The sequence below is a fragment of the Leifsonia sp. KNZ12-8B genome, assembly GCF_056755495.1.
Genome location: NZ_JBPGXM010000093.1, coordinates 1 through 15,740 on the forward strand (window position 1 = coordinate 1; position 15,740 = coordinate 15,740).

Genomic DNA, 15,740 nt, shown 5'->3' on the forward strand with positions numbered 1-15,740 from the left:
ATCTCCCGCGGCAGAGTCGGCGGTACCCGGGTCGGCGGGCTGCGCGGTGTCGGCCGCGCCCGCGCCCGACGCGGGGTCGCCGGAGGGCGACGCCGGGTCCGCGGACGGCGACGTGGTCGGCGTCGCGGTCGCAGCGGGGGAGGAGTCGGGGGTCGGTTCGTCTGCGTACGCGGGCACGCCGGCCGTGACGGCGAGCACTGCGGCCACGACGATGGTGGCGAGTGCGGTCTTCTTCATATGCGGGGTCTCCGTGCGCTGGCGTGGTCGGCGAGAAGGTGCACGTTCGTGCGGAGGTCTCTGGAGTCTACCGGCTGGGGTGTACAGACCGGGTATCCCCGGTTCGCGGGTCATGGCGGCGGCCGGAGCATCCCCGGGCTGGATAGAGTTGTCGCATTCCCTTTCAACACAGGACCTAGGAGTGGACAGGTGGCCGACGGCTTCGAGCTCTTCACCGACCGTTCCGTTGTCGCGATGCGCGTCAACGGCGAGCTGAAGGACCTCGCGACCACGGTCACCGAGGCCGACGTCGTGGAGCCGGTGACGATCGACTCACCGGACGGGCTGAGCATCCTCCGCCACTCCACCGCGCACGTGCTCGCGCAGGCGGTGCAGGCGGTCAACCCCGAGGCGAAGCTCGGCATCGGCCCGCCCATCACCGACGGCTTCTATTACGACTTCGACGTCGCCGAGCCGTTCACCCCGGAGGACCTCAAGGCGCTCGACAAGGAGATGGCGCGCATCGTCCGCGCGGGCCAGCGCTTCGTCCGCCGCGTCGTCACCGACGACGAGGCGCGCGCCGAGCTCGCCGGCGAGCCGTACAAGCTCGAGCTGATCGGCCTCAAGGGGTCGAGCGCCGAGACCGCAGACGAGTCCGTCGAGGTCGGCTCCGGCGAGCTCACCATCTACGACAACGTCGACCCGAAGTCCGGCGAGACCGTCTGGAAGGACCTCTGCCGCGGCCCGCACCTCCCGAACACGCGCATGATCGGCAACGGCTGGGCGCTCACCCGCGTCGCGGCCGCGTACTGGCGCGGCTCCGAGAAGAACCCGCAGCTGCAGCGCATCTACGGCACCGCGTGGCCGAGCAAGGACGAGCTGCGCGCCTACCAGACCCGGATGGAGGAGGCCGCCAAGCGCGACCACCGCAAGCTCGGCTCCGAGCTCGACCTGTTCAGCTTCCCCGACGAGATCGGCTCGGGACTCGCGGTCTTCCACCCCAAGGGCGGGATCATCCGCAACGAGATCGAGAACTACATGCGGGAGCGGCTGATCGCGAACGACTACGAGCTCGTGAACACCCCGCACATCACCAAGGGGCACCTCTACGAGATCAGCCAGCACCTCAACTGGTACAAGGACGGCATGTTCCCGCCCATGCACCTCGACGAGGAGCGCGACGCCGACGGCAACATCACCCGGCAGGGGCAGGACTACTACCTCAAGCCGATGAACTGCCCGATGCACAACCTCATCTACCGGGCGCGCGGGCGCAGCTATCGCGAGCTGCCGCTGCGCCTCGCCGAGTTCGGCACGGTGTACCGGTACGAGAAGTCGGGCACCCTGTCCGGCCTCACCCGCGTCCGCGGCCTCACCCAGGACGACGCGCACATCTACGTCACCGACGACCAGATCAAGGACGAGGTCGCCCGGCAGCTGGAGTTCGTGCTCGAGACCCTGCGCGGCTACGGCCTGACCGACTTCTACCTGGAGCTGTCCACCAAGGACCCGGACAAGTACGTCGGCAGCGACGAGAGCTGGGAGACCGCGACGGAGACCCTCCGCGAGGTGGCGATCGAGTCCGGGCTGGAGCTCGTGGACGACCCGGGCGGGGCGGCCTTCTACGGCCCGAAGATCTCGGTGCAGGCGCGCGACGCGATCGGCCGCACCTGGCAGCTCTCGACCGTGCAGCTCGACTTCAACCAGCCGGAGCTCTTCGAGCTCGAGTACAACGCGGCCGACGGCACGCGCAAGCAGCCGGCGATGATCCACCGCGCGCTGCTCGGCTCCATCGAGCGGTTCTTCGCGATCCTGCTGGAGCACTACGCCGGCGCGTTCCCGGTGTGGCTGTCGCCGGTGCAGGTCGTCGGCATCCCGGTCGCCGACCAGTACGCGCCCTTCCTCGACGACGTCATCTCGCGGCTGAAGGCGCGCGGCGTCCGCGCCGAGGTGGACCACTCCGACGACCGCATGCAGAAGAAGATCCGCACGCACACCAAGGCCAAGGTCCCGTTCCAGCTCATCGTGGGCGAGGAGGACGCCTCCAACGGCACCGTGAGCTTCCGGTTCCGCGACGGCACGCAGCGCAACGGCGTGACCGTGGACGAGGCGATCGAGCGGATCGTGGAGAGCATCCGCGGTCACGAGCTGGTCGACACCGCATGGCAGGACTGAGCGAGGCCGCCGGCGTGCACGGACCCGGCGCGGACGGCCCCGGCGCGGACGGTCCGGGCGCGGAGGACGCGCCAGGGCACGTCCGCGTCGACGATCCGTCGTACCTGGTCGGCGTGCCGGACGAGTTCCAGCGGTTGTGGACCCCGCACCGCATGGTCTACATCCAGCAGGCCGACCCCGGTCACGAGGGCTGCCCGTTCTGCGTCGCGCCGAGCCTGAGCGACGAGGACGCGCTGATCGTCGCCCGCGGCGAGCACGTGTACGCGCTGCTCAACCTGTTCCCCTACAACAGCGGTCACCTGCTGGTCTGCCCGTACCGCCACATCGCCACCTACGACGAGGCGACGCCGGAGGAGGTGGCGGAGATCGGGAGCATGACCCAGACCGCCATGCGCGTCATCCGCGAGGTGTCGAACAACGACGGCTTCAACATCGGCATGAACCAGGGCGCGGTCGCCGGTGCCGGGATCGCCTCGCACCTGCACCAGCACATCGTGCCGCGCTGGGCGCAGGACGCGAACTTCTTCCCGATCATCGCGCGGACGAAGGCGCTGCCGCAGCTGCTCGGCGAGGTGCGGGCCGCGATCGCGGGAGCCTGGCCGAAGGGCTGACCCGGCCTCGCCGGCGGTCGTGCGCCGGTCAGCGGGTGACGTCGACCAGGTCGTCGAGCAAGCGGCCGGCTTCGTCGTCGGTGAGGTCGTGCACGGTGAGCCGCAGGTGGCGCGAGGGCGCCCGGTGCTCGCCGAGGAGGAACTCGTCGCCCGTGCGGGCGAGCCAGCCGCGTCGCATCAGCCGTTCCGCGACCGTCCTGGCCTCCAGGGGCAGCTCCAGCCACAGGTTGAGCCCGTCGGCCGCCGCCGCGGGGAGGCCGCGATCGGTCAGCGCTCCGGCGAAGGCCGCGTTGCGCTCGGCGTAGTGGCGTCCGGCCGCAGCGACCGCCTCCAGCGCCGCCGCGTCGGTCAGCTGCGTCAGGACGAGCCGTTGCAGGATGTGGCTGACCCACGTCGTGCCGGGGCTGAGCCGCAGCGCGAGGCGCTCAGCGGTCTCGGGGTCGGTCGCCGCCACGGCGAGGCACATGTCGGGGCCTAGCGATTTCGAGACCGAGCGCACGAGCGCGAACCGCCGGTGCTGCGGCCCGATGAGCGTCTCGTACGGGCGCTGCGAGAGCATCGAGAAGTGGTCGTCCTCCACGATGAGCACGTAGGGATGGTCCGCCAGCACCGCGCGCAGCTCGGCCGCACGCGCGGGGGAGAGGGTCGCCCCTGTCGGGTTCTGCGCGCGCGGGGTGCAGATGATGGCGCGGACCCCGGCCGCCAGGGCCGCGCGGAGGCCGTCGACGGTCATCCCCTCGGCGTCGACCGGCACCGGCACCGCACGGTAGCCCCCCAGGCGGACCGTGTGGATGCTCGCCAGGAAGCACGGGTCCTCCAGCGCCACCGCGTCGTCGCGGAGCAGGGCCTGCGCGAGCAGCCGCTCGACCGCATCCACCGCCCCGCTGGTGACGGTGATCCGGAGGTCGCGCCCCGGGAGGTCGCCGCCCACCCACTCCAGCGCGCGCTCCTCGAGGGCGGGGTCGATGACCGGCTCGCCGTAGAGGACCGGCCGGCCGATGGCGCCCGCCAGTGCGGCGGAGATGCCAGGGATGCGACGGGGGTCGGGATTGCCGGTGCCGATGTCGCGTAGCACGCTGTCGGCGGCGTAGCCCTCCTGGGCCACCGCCTCCAGGCCCGCGATGACGGTGCCCGCACGCCCGCGGGCGATCACGACGCCCGCCTGTGCGAGAAGGCGGTAGGCGGCCACGGCGGTGTTGCGGTTGACGCCCAGCCGCGTCGCGAGCTCGCGCACCGGGGGGAGCGGGTCGCCCGTGCGCAGCGCGCCGCGCTCGTGCAGGGTGCGGACGCTCGCGGCGATCTCGGCCGCCGTCGTGCCGGTGATGCCGCCTCCGGCGTCGCTGCGCTCGGCGGTGCTGTCGTACGCGTCCATGACCCTCCGCGCCGAGTCTATCGACCGGGCGACGGGATGCTATCTTCGGCATAGGCCAAAAATCCGTTTGTACCGTACGAGAGGCGACGATGTCAGACTCCACCCAGACCTTCACCGGCTCGAGCCGCGTCAAGCGCGGACTCGCCGAGATGCTGAAGGGCGGCGTCATCATGGACGTCGTCACGCCCGAGCAGGCCCGCATCGCCGAGGACGCCGGCGCCGTCGCCGTCATGGCGCTGGAGCGCGTGCCCGCCGACATCCGCGCGCAGGGCGGCGTCGCCCGCATGAGCGACCCCGACCTCATCGAGGCGATCATCGCCGAGGTCTCGATCCCGGTCATGGCGAAGGCCCGCATCGGCCACTTCGTCGAGGCCCAGGTGCTCGAGGCGCTGGACGTCGACTACATCGACGAGTCCGAGGTGCTGTCCCCGGCCGACTACGTGAACCACATCGACAAGTGGAGGTTCACCGTCCCGTTCGTCTGCGGTGCCACCAACCTGGGCGAGGCGCTGCGCCGCATCAACGAGGGCGCCGCCATGATCCGCTCCAAGGGCGAGGCGGGCACCGGCGACGTGTCGGAGGCGACCAAGCACATCCGCAAGATCACCGCCGAGATTAACGCGCTGCGCTCGATGACGAAGGACGAGCTGTACGTCGCCGCCAAGGAGCTCCAGGCCCCGTACGAGCTGGTGGTGGAGATCGCAGAGACCGGCAAGCTCCCCGTCGTCCTCTTCACCGCGGGCGGCGTCGCCACCCCGGCCGACGCGGCGATGATGATGCAGCTCGGCGCGGACGGCGTCTTCGTGGGCTCCGGCATCTTCAAGTCCGGCAACCCGGAGCAGCGGGCGGCCGCGATCGTCAAGGCGACCACCTTCTACGACGACCCGAAGGTCATCGCGGAGGTGTCCCGCGGCCTCGGCGAGGCGATGGTCGGCATCAACGTCGCCGACCTGGCCGCGCCGCACCGCCTGGCCGAGCGCGGCTGGTGACGGCCGGGCGCACCCGGGTCGGTGTCCTCGCTCTGCAGGGCGACTTCCGCGAGCACCTCGCGGTGCTGCGGGGCCTCGGCGCCGACGCGGTGCCGGTGCGCCGGCCCGAGGAGCTGGAGAGCGTGGAGGGGCTGGTCATCCCCGGCGGCGAGTCCAGCGTCATGGACAAGCTGTCCCGCGCCTTCGGCCTCGCCGGCCCGCTGAAGGAGGCCATCGCCTCCGGGATGCCGGTCTACGGCACCTGCGCGGGCCTCATCATGCTCGCCGACCGCATCGTCGACGGCATCGCCGGCCAGCAGAGCCTCGGCGGCCTCGACGTCGCCGTGCGCCGCAACGCGTTCGGCTCGCAGGTCGACTCGTTCGAGACGGACCTCGACATCCCGGCCGTCGGCGGCGAGCCGATGCACGCCGTCTTCATCCGCGCGCCCATCGTCGAGGAGGTGGGGGAGGCGGCCACGGCGCTCGCCCGCGTCCCGGACGGCCGCGTGGTCGCGGTCGAGCAGGGCAACCTGATCGGCACGTCGTTCCACCCCGAGATCACCGGGGACACGCGCTTCCACGAGTACTTCCTGCGCCGGGTGCGCGACGGCGCTCGCGTACAATAGACGAGTTTTCAGACGCAATCCGAGGGAGCACCAGTGTCCGGGCATTCCAAGTGGGCCACGACGAAGCACAAGAAGGCGGTGATCGACGCCCGCCGCGCCAAGTCGTTCGCCAAGCTCATCAAGAACATCGAGGTCGCGGCCAAGACCGGCGGCGCCGACCTCTCCGGCAACCCGACGCTCGTCGACGCCGTGCAGAAGGCCAAGAAGACCTCGGTCCCCAACGACAACATCGACCGCGCCATCAAGCGCGGCGCGGGCCTCACCGGTGAGTCCATCGACTACACGACGATCATGTACGAGGGCTACGGCCCGGGCGGCGTCGCGCTGCTGATCGAGTGCCTCACCGAGAACAAGAACCGCGCGGCGGCGGAGGTCCGCACCGCGATGACGCGCAACGGCGGCACGATGGCCGACCCGGGCAGCGTCGCCTACAACTTCCACCGCAAGGGCGTCATCGTCGTCCCGCACGCGGAGGGCGTCGACGAGGACTCCGTCCTCGCTGCCGTCCTCGACGCGGGCGCCGAGGAGGTCACCGACCGCGGCGAGAGCTTCGAGGTGCTGACCGAGGCGAGCGACCTGGTCGCCGCCCGCACGGCGCTGCAGGAGGCCGGCATCGACTACGACTCCGCCGACGCGGAGTTCGTGGCCACCGTCAACGTGGAGGCCGACGCCGAAGTCGCCCGCAAGGTGTTCCGGCTGATCGACGCGCTCGAGGACTCCGACGACGTGCAGAACGTCTACACGAACCTCGACCTCACCCCGGAGGTTCAGGCGCAGCTCGACCAGGACGACGAGTAGCCTGCCCCTATGGCGATCCGGGTGCTCGGCATCGACCCGGGTCTCACGCGCTGCGGGGTCGGGATCGTCGACGTGCGTCCCGACCGCCGCGCCGCGCTGGTGGAGGTCACGGTCATCCGCACGCCGCCGACCATGCCGCTCGAAGAACGGCTGCTGACGGTCGGCAGCGGCATCGAGGCGCTCCTCGACGAGCACCGGCCGGAGGTCGTGGCGATCGAGCGCGTCTTCGCGCAGCACAACCTCAGCACTGTGATGGGCGTCGCCCAGATCAGCGGGATCGCGCTGCACGCGGCCGCCAAGCGCGGCCTGCGCGTCGGCCTGCACACGCCGAGCGAGGTGAAGGCCGCCATCACCGGCTACGGCTCGGCCGAGAAGAAGCAGGTGCAGACGATGGTCGCCCGCATCCTGGGCCTCGCCGAGATCCCGAAGCCGGCGGACGCCGCCGACGCGCTCGCCATCGCGATCTGCCATGCGTGGCGCGGAGGGCTGGCCGCGGCCGGAACGCCGGGAGCAGCCGCGACATCCGCGTCAGCCAACGCCGCGGGCGCGGCCGCCTCCGCTCCCGGTGCGGCGTCGCTGACGCCGGCGCAGGCCGCATGGCTCGCCGCGGAGCGCTCCACGCGAGCGTCGGCGGCCCCACGTAGGCTGGCCAGGTGATCTCCTCCCTGCGCGGCACCGTCCTCTCGGCGAGCGGCGGAACCGCTGTGATCGAGGTGGGCGGCGTCGGCTTCGCCGTCCAGCTCACACCCGACCACGTCCTCTCGCTGCGCGTCGGCGAGGAGGCGTTCGTCCACACCTCCCTGATCGTCCGTGAGGACGCGCTCCAGCTGTTCGGCTTCGCCGATCTGGAGCAGCTGCAGGTCTTCGAGCTGCTGAACGGCGTCTCGGGAGTCGGCCCCAAGTCCGCGATCGGCGTGCTGTCCGTGCTGACCCCCGACCAGATCGCCGACGCGGTCGCCGCCGACGACGATGCGCCCTTCCGCAAGGTGTCCGGCATCGGCCCGAAGACCGCGAAGCTCATCGTCGTCTCGCTCACCGGCAAGCTGGTCGTGACGCGGCGGGCCCCCGCCGCGCCGGCCAAGCGGGCCGGGGGCGCGCCGTCCTCCGTCGGCGACAGCGTCCTCATCGCGCTGGTCGGCCTGGGCTGGCCCGAGAAGGTGGCCGCCGAGGCGGTCTCCGCCGTCGTCGACGAGACCGACGAGGCGCAGCGCGACAGCGTGCAGGCGCTGCTTCGCCTCACGCTCGCGCGCCTCGGGCCCGCGAGCCCTGCCGGCGCGGCGGGCGCGGGAGCGGGTGCCCGATGAGCGACGACGACCTGACCACTCCCGAGCTCGAGTCGGAGTCCGAGCTCGCGTTCGAGGGAGCGCTCCGTCCGCGCACGCTGGGCGAGTTCGTCGGCCAGTCGAAGGTGCGCGGCCAGCTGCAGCTGCTGCTCACCGCGGCGCGGATGCAGGACCGCACGGCCGACCACATCCTCCTCGCCGGCCCGCCCGGGCTCGGCAAGACCACCCTCGCCATGATCGTCGCCAACGAGAGCGGACGCCCGCTCCGGCTCTCCAGCGGCCCCGCCATCCAGCACGCGGGCGACCTCGCCGCACTGCTGTCGTCGCTCACGCCGGGCGAGGTGCTCTTCATCGACGAGATCCACCGCATGGCGCGCTCCGCCGAAGAGATGCTGTACCTCGCGATGGAGGACTTCCGCATCGACATCATGGTCGGCAAGGGCGCCGGCGCCACCTCGATCCCGCTCGACCTCGCGCCGTTCACGCTCGTGGGGGCGACGACCCGCTCCGGCCTGCTGCCGAACCCGCTGCGCGACCGCTTCGGCTTCACCGCCCACCTCGAGTTCTACGACGAGAACGAGCTCGCGCAGGTGCTCGCCCGCGCGGCGACGATGCTCGACTTCGAGATCGACCGCGAGGCGCTGGCCGAGATCGCCGGCCGCTGCCGCGGCACCCCGCGCATCGCGAACCGCCTGCTCCGCCGCGTCCGCGACTACGCCCTGGTGCATGGAGGCCGCGCCGACGTCACCGCGGTGCGCGCGGCCCTCGAGCTCTACGACGTGGACCCGCTGGGTCTCGACCGCCTCGACCGCTCGGTCATGCAGGCCATCCTGGAACGCTTCGACGGCGGCCCGGTCGGCCTGAACACCCTGGCGGTCTCGGTCGGAGAAGAGGCGGAGACCATCGAATCGGTGGTCGAGCCGTTCCTCGTGCGCATCGGCCTGCTGTCACGCACGCCCCGCGGCCGGGTGGCCACAGCCGCCGCATGGCGGCACTTCGGGATGCCCGAAGGTCTTCACGAGCGCATGCACGGCGGGGCGCAGGCAGTCTCCCAGCAACCGACGTTGATGGATGACCTATAATTCAAACGGCCACTCGGCCCCTCACGCATCCCATCGGAAGGCTCGGCAGACGTCATGCCCATCGACCCGTTGACCATTGTGATGGTCGTCATCCTGGCGGCCCTCATCTTCTTCATGTTCCGGAACAGCCGCAAGCGGCAGAAGGAGCAGGCGGAGACCCGCTCGAAGATGGTGCCGGGCGCCGAGGTGATGACGAACTTCGGTCTCTACGGCACCCTCCTGTCCGTCGACGAGGACGACAACACCGCGCTCATCGAGACCAGCCCCGGGCACGTCGTCAAGGTGCACCGCCAGGTGCTCGCCCGCGTCGTCGAGCCGACCACCGCCCCGGAGGGCTCCGACCTCTCCGAGCCGTCGCTCGCCGACGAGCGTCCCGTCTCCGACACGCCGGCCGTCGAGCCGGAGTACGGAGAGCGGCTCGACGAGGCACCCAAGAAGCCCGGCGCCAAGAGCGACGACTGATAGCATCCCTGTGCTCCGCACGCCGTACCGGCGGCGGATCGCTCGTAGAAAGCTGAGTTCCTAGGTGGCAAAGTCGACCCCGGCCAAAAAGGCCTGGCGTTCTCTCTCGTGGCTCGGCGTCATCGTGCTCGTCCTGCTCGGGACGCTCACGGCCGGCGTCCTGTTCAGTAACGCGACGTGGCTGCCGAAGCTCGCGCTCGACCTCGAGGGCGGCACGCAGATCATCCTGACGCCGCAGGTCGAGAACGGGCAGTCGATCCAGCAGCAGCAGCTCGACCAGGCCGTCTCGATCATCCGTCAGCGCATCGACGCGTCGGGTGTCTCCGAGGCGCAGATCTCGACAGAGGGCTCGCGCAACATCGTGGTCTCGCTGCCGGGCAAGCCGGACGAGGAGACGCTGAACCGCGTCAAGTCGAGCGCCCGCCTGGACTTCCGTCCGGTGCTGATCGCCGGCGCCCCCAGCAACGAGGTGGTCGGCGCCGACGGCAAGTCGACGCCCGCCCCGACGCCGGACCCCGGCCTCCAGTCGACCCCGTCGACCTCGCCGACCAACGGCAGCGACCTGGCGTGGGTCACCCCGGCGCTGCAGGCGCAGTTCAACGCGTTCTCGTGCACCGCGGAGAACACGCAGGACGTGAACGCCGCCCCGACGGACAAGCCGCTGATCACCTGCGACGACCAGAACCAGGCGAAGTACCTCCTCGGCCCGGTCGAGGTGAAGGGCCAGGACATCTCCGACGCGAGCGCCGGCCTCATGCAGAGCTCGCAGGGCGTGACCACCGGCGAGTGGGCGGTCAACATCGTCTTCAACAGCGCGGGCACCAAGGCGTTCGCCGACGTGACGACGCGTCTGATCGGCCTGCAGGGCGCGCAGAACCAGTTCGCGATCGTCCTCGACGGCAAGGTCATCTCGGCCCCGACGACGAACGCCGCGATCACCGACGGCAAGCCGCAGATCTCCGGCAACTTCACCCAGGAGAGCGCGAAGGCGCTGGCCGACCAGCTGAAGTTCGGCGCCCTGCCGTTCAGCTTCAAGGTGCAGAGCCAGGACGACATCTCGGCGACCCTCGGCACCTCGCAGCTGATCGCCGGTCTCGTCGCCGGTCTGATCGGCCTCATCCTGGTCGCGATCTACACCTTCTTCCAGTACCGCCTGCTCGGGTTCGTCACCATCGTGTCGCTGGTGGTCGCCGGCGTCCTGACCTGGCTGACGATCTCGCTGCTCTCGTGGCACTACGACTACCGCCTGTCGCTCGCCGGCGTTGCGGGCCTCATCGTCGCGATCGGCTTCACGGCGGACTCGTTCATCGTGTACTTCGAACGCATCCGCGACGAGCTGCGTGACGGCCGCGGCCTGGAGTCCGCCGTGGAGGCGGGCTGGGGCCGCGCACGCCGCACCATCTACGCGTCGAAGGCCACCAACCTCCTCGCGGCGATCGTGCTGTACGTGCTGGCCGCCGCGAACGTCCGCGGGTTCGCGTTCACCCTCGGCCTCACGACGGTCATCGACGTGATCGTGGTGCTGCTGTTCACTCATCCGACGCTCCAGCTGCTGGCCCGCACCCGTTTCTTCAGCAGCGGCCACCCGGCCTCGGGTCTCGACCCGCAGGCGCTGGGCGCGGTGTACCGCGGCGCGGCGCAGTTCCGCTCGCCCGCACCCACCGTCGGCGCCGGCAAGGCCGCGCGCGCCGGCAAGGAGGCGGCCCGCCGCCAGACCATCGCCGAGCGCAAGGCGGCTGAACTCGCCGGCGCGACGACGTCCTCGGATCGATCGACCGAGGGGAAGGACTCCTGATGGCCAGCCGTCTCACCAGGTTCGGCAACGACCTCTACACCGGGGCGCGCTCCTTCGACTTCGTCGGCAAGCGCAAGATCTGGTACTCCATCGCGATCGTCATGGTCGTGCTGTCGATCCTCGTCCCGATCGTCAAGGGCGGGTTCAACTTCTCGATCGAGTTCCGCGGCGGCTCGCAGTTCCAGGTCACCAACGTCGAGAGCACCGACACCGCGAAGGCGCAGGACGCCGTCGCGAGCGTCGTCCCGAGCGCCGTCTCGCACGTGAGCGTGGTCGGGAACGACGCCGTCCGCGTGCAGACCGACCAGCTCTCCGACTCCGAGACCCGCTCCGTCGCGGACGCCCTGGCGAAGGCCTACGGCGTGCCGAGCGACGAGGTGGCCTCCACCTTCATCGGCCCCTCGTGGGGTGCCGACGTCACGCAGCAGTCGATCCAGGGCCTGATCGTCTTCCTGCTGCTGGCGTTCATCGCGATGGCGCTCTACTTCCGCACCTGGAAGATGTCGGCGTCGGCGATCATCTCGCTGTTCCACGACCTCATCATCACGGCGGGCATCTACGCGCTGGTCGGCTTCGAGGTCTCGCCGGCAACGATGATCGGCTTCCTGACGATCCTCGGCTACTCGCTGTACGACACCGTCGTGGTGTTCGACAAGATCCGCGAGAACACCCGGGAGGAGCTGGAGCTCACCCGCCGGACGTTCCCTGAGGCGGTCAACCTCGCGGTGAACCAGACGCTGGTGCGGTCCATCAACACGGCCGTCGTCGCGGTGCTCCCGGTGGCGTCGATCCTCTTCATCGGCGCGTACGCCCTCGGTGCCGCCACGCTGCGCGACATCTCGCTCGCACTGCTCATCGGCATCATCGTCGGCACGTACTCGACGATCTTCCTCGCCGCTCCGATGTACTCGCAGTTCCGCGAGGGCGAGGCCGCCATCCGCAAGCACGACCAGAAGGTGCGGTCCATCCGCCCGAAGGCGTCCACCACGCCGGCCGTCGACGCCGTCCCGGCGGAATAGCGGGTGAGCGTGAGCGGTTCTTTTCTGTCGGAAGACGAGGTGAGCGCCGCGCGAGCGCGCGAGCTCGTCGAGTCGGGTTCGGCCTGGCTGCTCGATGTCCGTGAGGACCACGAGTGGGAGGCCGGGCACGCCCCGGACGCCCACCACATCCCGCTCTCGCAGCTCGGCCTGCGCCAGCACGAGCTTCCGGAGGATGCGCAGATCCTGGTGATCTGCCACTCCGGGTACCGCTCGCGGATGGCGACCGACGCGCTGCGCCAGGCCGATTATCCGGCGGCGAACGTCGCCGGTGGCATGTCGGCGTGGCAGGCCGACGGGTCGCCGGTGCAACGCCCGGACGGATCTGCGGGTACGGTCGCCTGAGAGCCGACCTCCTCGCCGTGCGCAAGGAGGCTCGCGCAACGGCGATAATGGACGACAGGAGGCGCGCACATGGTTGACACCACGACACCACAGGCCGCTTCCCTGCGCCGTCTGGTCCCGCGCATCTTCTCGCGCGCGCAGCCGGCCGGTGCCGTCGACAGCCTGATGCGAACGGTGCGGCTGCACCACCCCAAGGCCGACCTCTCGCTCATCGAGCGGGCCTATTCGGTGGCGGAGCGCGCCCACCGCGGGCAGAAGCGCCGGTCGGGGGAGCCGTACATCACCCACCCTGTCGCGGTCGCCCAGATCATCGCCGACTTGGGCATCGGCGCGAAGACCATCGCGGCCGCCCTGCTGCACGACACCGTCGAGGACACGGAGTTCACCCTCGACGAGTTGCGCGACCAGTTCGGCGACGAGATCGCGATGCTGGTCGACGGCGTGACCAAGCTCGACAAGGTCAAGTACGGCGACAGCGCGCAGGCCGAGACCGTGCGCAAGATGATCGTCGCGATGTCGAAGGACATCCGCGTGCTGATCATCAAGCTCGCCGACCGCCTGCACAACGCGCGCACCTGGGGTTTCGTGCCCGCCGCCTCCGCGACGCGCAAGGCTACGGAGACGCTCGAGATCTACGCGCCGCTCGCGCACCGGCTCGGTATCCAAGCCATCAAGTGGGAGCTCGAGGACCTGTCGTTCGCCGTGCTCTACCCGAAGCTCTATGCCGAGATCGAGAGCCTCGTGAAGCAGCGGACTCCCGAGCGCGAGCGCCTGGTCCAGCAGGTCATCGACACCATCAACGACGACCTGAAGGCCGCCCGCATCCGCGGCAAGGTCGTCGGCCGGCCGAAGCAGTACTACTCGATCTACCAGAAGATGGTCGTGCGCGGCCGCGAGTTCGACGACATCTACGACCTGGTGGGCATCCGGGTGCTCGTCAACAGCGTGCGCGACTGCTACGCCGTCCTCGGTCAGATCCACGCGCGTTGGACGCCGATGCCCGGCCGGTTCAAGGACTACATCGCGACGCCGAAGTTCAACCTGTACCAGTCGCTGCACACCACGGTCATCGGCCCGCAAGGCCGCCCGGTCGAGATCCAGATCAGGACCGAGGAGATGCACCAGCGCGCCGAGTTCGGTGTCGCCGCGCACTGGAAGTACAAGGAGCAGACCACAGGCAAGAGCTCCGGCGGACCCTCCACGAACGACACCGACCTCGCCTGGCTGGCGCACATCTCCGACTGGCAGGCCGAGACCGCCGACCCGAGCGAGTTCCTCGACTCCCTGCGGTTCGAGATCGGTGCGAAGGAGGTCTACGTCTTCACGCCCAAGGGGCGTGTCATCGGCCTTCCCGCCGGCGCGACGCCGGTCGACTTCGCCTACGCGGTGCACACCGAGGTGGGCCACCGCACCATGGGCGCGAAGGTGAACGGCCGGCTCGTCCCGCTGGAGAGCACGCTCTCCACCGGCGACGTGGTCGAGATCTTCACGTCGAAGAACCCGGACTCCGGCCCGAGCCAGGACTGGCTCAACTTCGTCAAGAGCCCGCGGGCGCGCAACAAGATCCGCCAGTGGTTCACCAAGGAGCGCCGCGACGAGGCGATCGAGCAGGGCAAGGACGCGATCGCGCGCGCGATGCGCAAGCAGAACCTCCCGCTGCAGAAGCTCATGACGCAGGATGCCCTGGTCATGGTCGCGTCGTCGCTCAAGCACGCCGACGTGTCGAGCCTGTATGCGGCGGTCGGCGAGGGCCACATCTCGACGCAGTCGGTGATCGAGAAGATCGTCGCATCGCTGCAGACCGAGGTCGAGTCCGACGGCGAGCTGGAGATCCCGGTCAAGGGCCGCGCCCGGCAGCTGCGGAACAGCGACTCGGGCGTGCTCGTCCGCGGGGCGCCGGACATCCTGGTGAAGCTCGCAAAGTGCTGCACCCCGGTCCCTGGCGACCCGATCGTCGGCTTCATCACCCGCGGTCAGGGCGTCTCGGTGCACCAGGCCGACTGTCACAACGTGCAGTCGCTGCTGCAGGAGCCCGACCGCATGATCGAGGTCGAGTGGGCGCCGAGCTCGAAGAGCGTGTTCCTGGTGCAGATCCAGGTGGAGGCGCTCGACCGCTCCGGCCTGCTCTCCGATGTGACCCGCGTGCTGTCGGAGCACCACGTGAACATCCTCTCTGCGACGGTCACCACCTCGAGCGACCGGCTGGCGCTCAGCCGGTTCGTCTTCGAGATGGGCGACACGACGCACCTCGACCGCGTGCTGAACGCGGTGCGCCGCATCGACGCCGTCTACGACGTGTACCGCGTCAGCGGCGGCTGAGCCTCCGCGCCTCCAGCACTCAGCCACGGGGCAGCCGTACCCGCCGGACCGCCGCAAGGCGCTCCTCCGCGCGTCGGCGCCCGCCGTGCCGGCTGCGGGGCAGCAGCGGCAGCAGTGCGCCGGGCGGCCTGCCGGCCAGCCGCAGCAGGTGACGCACCTCCTGCGCCTCCTGCGCACCGAAGTTCGGCTGCAACAGCAGATCGCCGGCGGTGCGCAGGGGAGTGGTGACGGCCACCGGGCCGACCATCATGACGTCGGCAGGCGGCAGCACGCGCCGACGGAGGTCGACGGCGGATGGCGGACGCCCACCGGCCCCGCCCGGGAGCCGGCATACCTGGGGTACGCAGGGCGGCGAGCTGCGGGTTCCGTGGATCCAGGCGGCCGTGCCGCGTTCGAGAATGGCGCCTGCGGGGAGCGCGCCGCGCAGGGACCGTGCGCGGAGCTCCGGAGTGTCAGGGGTGTCGGGGCACGCGAATGCGTCGCCGACGCGGAACAGCTGGCCGTCGAGGCAGAGAGCCAGCAGCTCGGCGAGTGGCATCACGCTCCGGTCGAGGAGCGGAGGGCAGAGTGTCGTCATGCCCCCAGCCTCGCGGTCGGGACCGGGCCGGAGACGGCTGCGGCCGGATCGGTGGCTGTCTCTTATACACATCT

The 15,740-nt window shown here is 70.4% G+C and carries 15 protein-coding genes and 1 pseudogene; 13 read left to right on the forward strand and 3 right to left on the reverse strand.

Annotation, left to right across the window (positions count from 1 at the left end; all coding sequences use genetic code 11):
* Positions 1–237 (reverse strand): annotated as a pseudogene (locus ACR9ZG_RS13330) (hypothetical protein); the annotation flags it as partial.
* 189 nt (positions 238–426) lie between these two features.
* Here ACR9ZG_RS13330 and thrS point away from each other — a divergent pair.
* Together thrS and ACR9ZG_RS13340 are read left to right on the forward strand one after the other, a co-directional pair.
* The gene (thrS, locus tag ACR9ZG_RS13335) at positions 427–2,391 is read left to right on the forward strand and encodes a threonine--tRNA ligase (RefSeq protein ID WP_481285332.1); all 1,965 of its coding nucleotides are present in this window, start codon (positions 427–429) and stop codon (positions 2,389–2,391) included.
* Positions 2,379–3,002, forward strand: coding sequence for an HIT family protein (locus tag ACR9ZG_RS13340; RefSeq protein ID WP_481285333.1), 624 nt, complete (start codon positions 2,379–2,381; stop codon positions 3,000–3,002). The genes thrS and ACR9ZG_RS13340 overlap by 13 nt, the downstream gene beginning before the upstream one ends.
* A 28-nt stretch (positions 3,003–3,030) precedes the next feature.
* On the opposite strand, the gene ACR9ZG_RS13345 is transcribed toward ACR9ZG_RS13340, so the two are convergent.
* Positions 3,031–4,374, reverse strand: coding sequence for an aminotransferase class I/II-fold pyridoxal phosphate-dependent enzyme (locus ACR9ZG_RS13345; protein ID WP_481285334.1), 1,344 nt, complete (start codon positions 4,372–4,374; stop codon positions 3,031–3,033).
* An 89-nt stretch (positions 4,375–4,463) separates the two neighbouring features.
* On the opposite strand from ACR9ZG_RS13345, the gene pdxS reads away from it, so the two are divergent.
* The 11 genes from pdxS (at position 4,464) to ACR9ZG_RS13400 (ending at position 15,089) form a co-directional block, all read left to right on the forward strand.
* A complete protein-coding gene (gene pdxS / locus ACR9ZG_RS13350; protein ID WP_481285335.1) occupies positions 4,464–5,363 on the forward strand; it encodes a pyridoxal 5'-phosphate synthase lyase subunit PdxS in 900 nt (299 codons plus the stop codon).
* Complete coding sequence (pdxT, locus tag ACR9ZG_RS13355) at positions 5,360–5,968, forward strand: pyridoxal 5'-phosphate synthase glutaminase subunit PdxT (RefSeq protein WP_481285336.1); 609 nt, start codon at positions 5,360–5,362, stop codon at positions 5,966–5,968. Before pdxS ends, pdxT begins: the two co-directional genes overlap by 4 nt.
* Before the next feature lie 33 nt (positions 5,969–6,001).
* On the forward strand, positions 6,002–6,766 hold the full coding sequence (locus ACR9ZG_RS13360) for a YebC/PmpR family DNA-binding transcriptional regulator (RefSeq protein ID WP_481285337.1): 765 nt from the start codon (positions 6,002–6,004) through the stop codon (positions 6,764–6,766).
* A 15-nt stretch (positions 6,767–6,781) separates the two neighbouring features.
* Entirely contained in the window at positions 6,782–7,423 is a 642-nt protein-coding gene (ruvC, locus tag ACR9ZG_RS13365) for a crossover junction endodeoxyribonuclease RuvC (protein ID WP_481285346.1), read from the forward strand.
* The gene (gene ruvA, locus ACR9ZG_RS13370; protein ID WP_481285338.1) at positions 7,420–8,070 is read left to right on the forward strand and encodes a Holliday junction branch migration protein RuvA; all 651 of its coding nucleotides are present in this window, start codon (positions 7,420–7,422) and stop codon (positions 8,068–8,070) included. The genes ruvC and ruvA overlap by 4 nt, the downstream gene beginning before the upstream one ends.
* Complete coding sequence (gene ruvB / locus ACR9ZG_RS13375; protein WP_481285339.1) at positions 8,067–9,131, forward strand: Holliday junction branch migration DNA helicase RuvB; 1,065 nt, start codon at positions 8,067–8,069, stop codon at positions 9,129–9,131. Before ruvA ends, ruvB begins: the two co-directional genes overlap by 4 nt.
* A gap of 54 nt (positions 9,132–9,185) precedes the next feature.
* Positions 9,186–9,593: a preprotein translocase subunit YajC gene (gene yajC, locus ACR9ZG_RS13380; protein WP_481285340.1), complete on the forward strand. Its 408-nt coding sequence runs from the start codon at positions 9,186–9,188 to the stop codon at positions 9,591–9,593.
* 64 nt (positions 9,594–9,657) lie between these two features.
* Positions 9,658–11,388: a protein translocase subunit SecD gene (secD, locus tag ACR9ZG_RS13385; protein WP_481285341.1), complete on the forward strand. Its 1,731-nt coding sequence runs from the start codon at positions 9,658–9,660 to the stop codon at positions 11,386–11,388.
* The gene (gene secF, locus ACR9ZG_RS13390; RefSeq protein WP_481285342.1) at positions 11,388–12,407 is read left to right on the forward strand and encodes a protein translocase subunit SecF; all 1,020 of its coding nucleotides are present in this window, start codon (positions 11,388–11,390) and stop codon (positions 12,405–12,407) included. The genes secD and secF overlap by 1 nt, the downstream gene beginning before the upstream one ends.
* A 39-nt stretch (positions 12,408–12,446) precedes the next feature.
* Entirely contained in the window at positions 12,447–12,770 is a 324-nt protein-coding gene (locus ACR9ZG_RS13395) for a rhodanese-like domain-containing protein (protein WP_481285343.1), read from the forward strand.
* A gap of 69 nt (positions 12,771–12,839) precedes the next feature.
* Complete coding sequence (locus ACR9ZG_RS13400) at positions 12,840–15,089, forward strand: RelA/SpoT family protein (protein WP_481285344.1); 2,250 nt, start codon at positions 12,840–12,842, stop codon at positions 15,087–15,089.
* A 19-nt stretch (positions 15,090–15,108) separates the two neighbouring features.
* On the opposite strand, the gene ACR9ZG_RS13405 is transcribed toward ACR9ZG_RS13400, so the two are convergent.
* Positions 15,109–15,666 (reverse strand): type IV toxin-antitoxin system AbiEi family antitoxin, encoded by a 558-nt coding sequence (locus ACR9ZG_RS13405; protein ID WP_481285345.1) that lies wholly within the window; start codon positions 15,664–15,666, stop codon positions 15,109–15,111.
* Between the last annotated feature and the right edge of the window lie 74 nt (positions 15,667–15,740).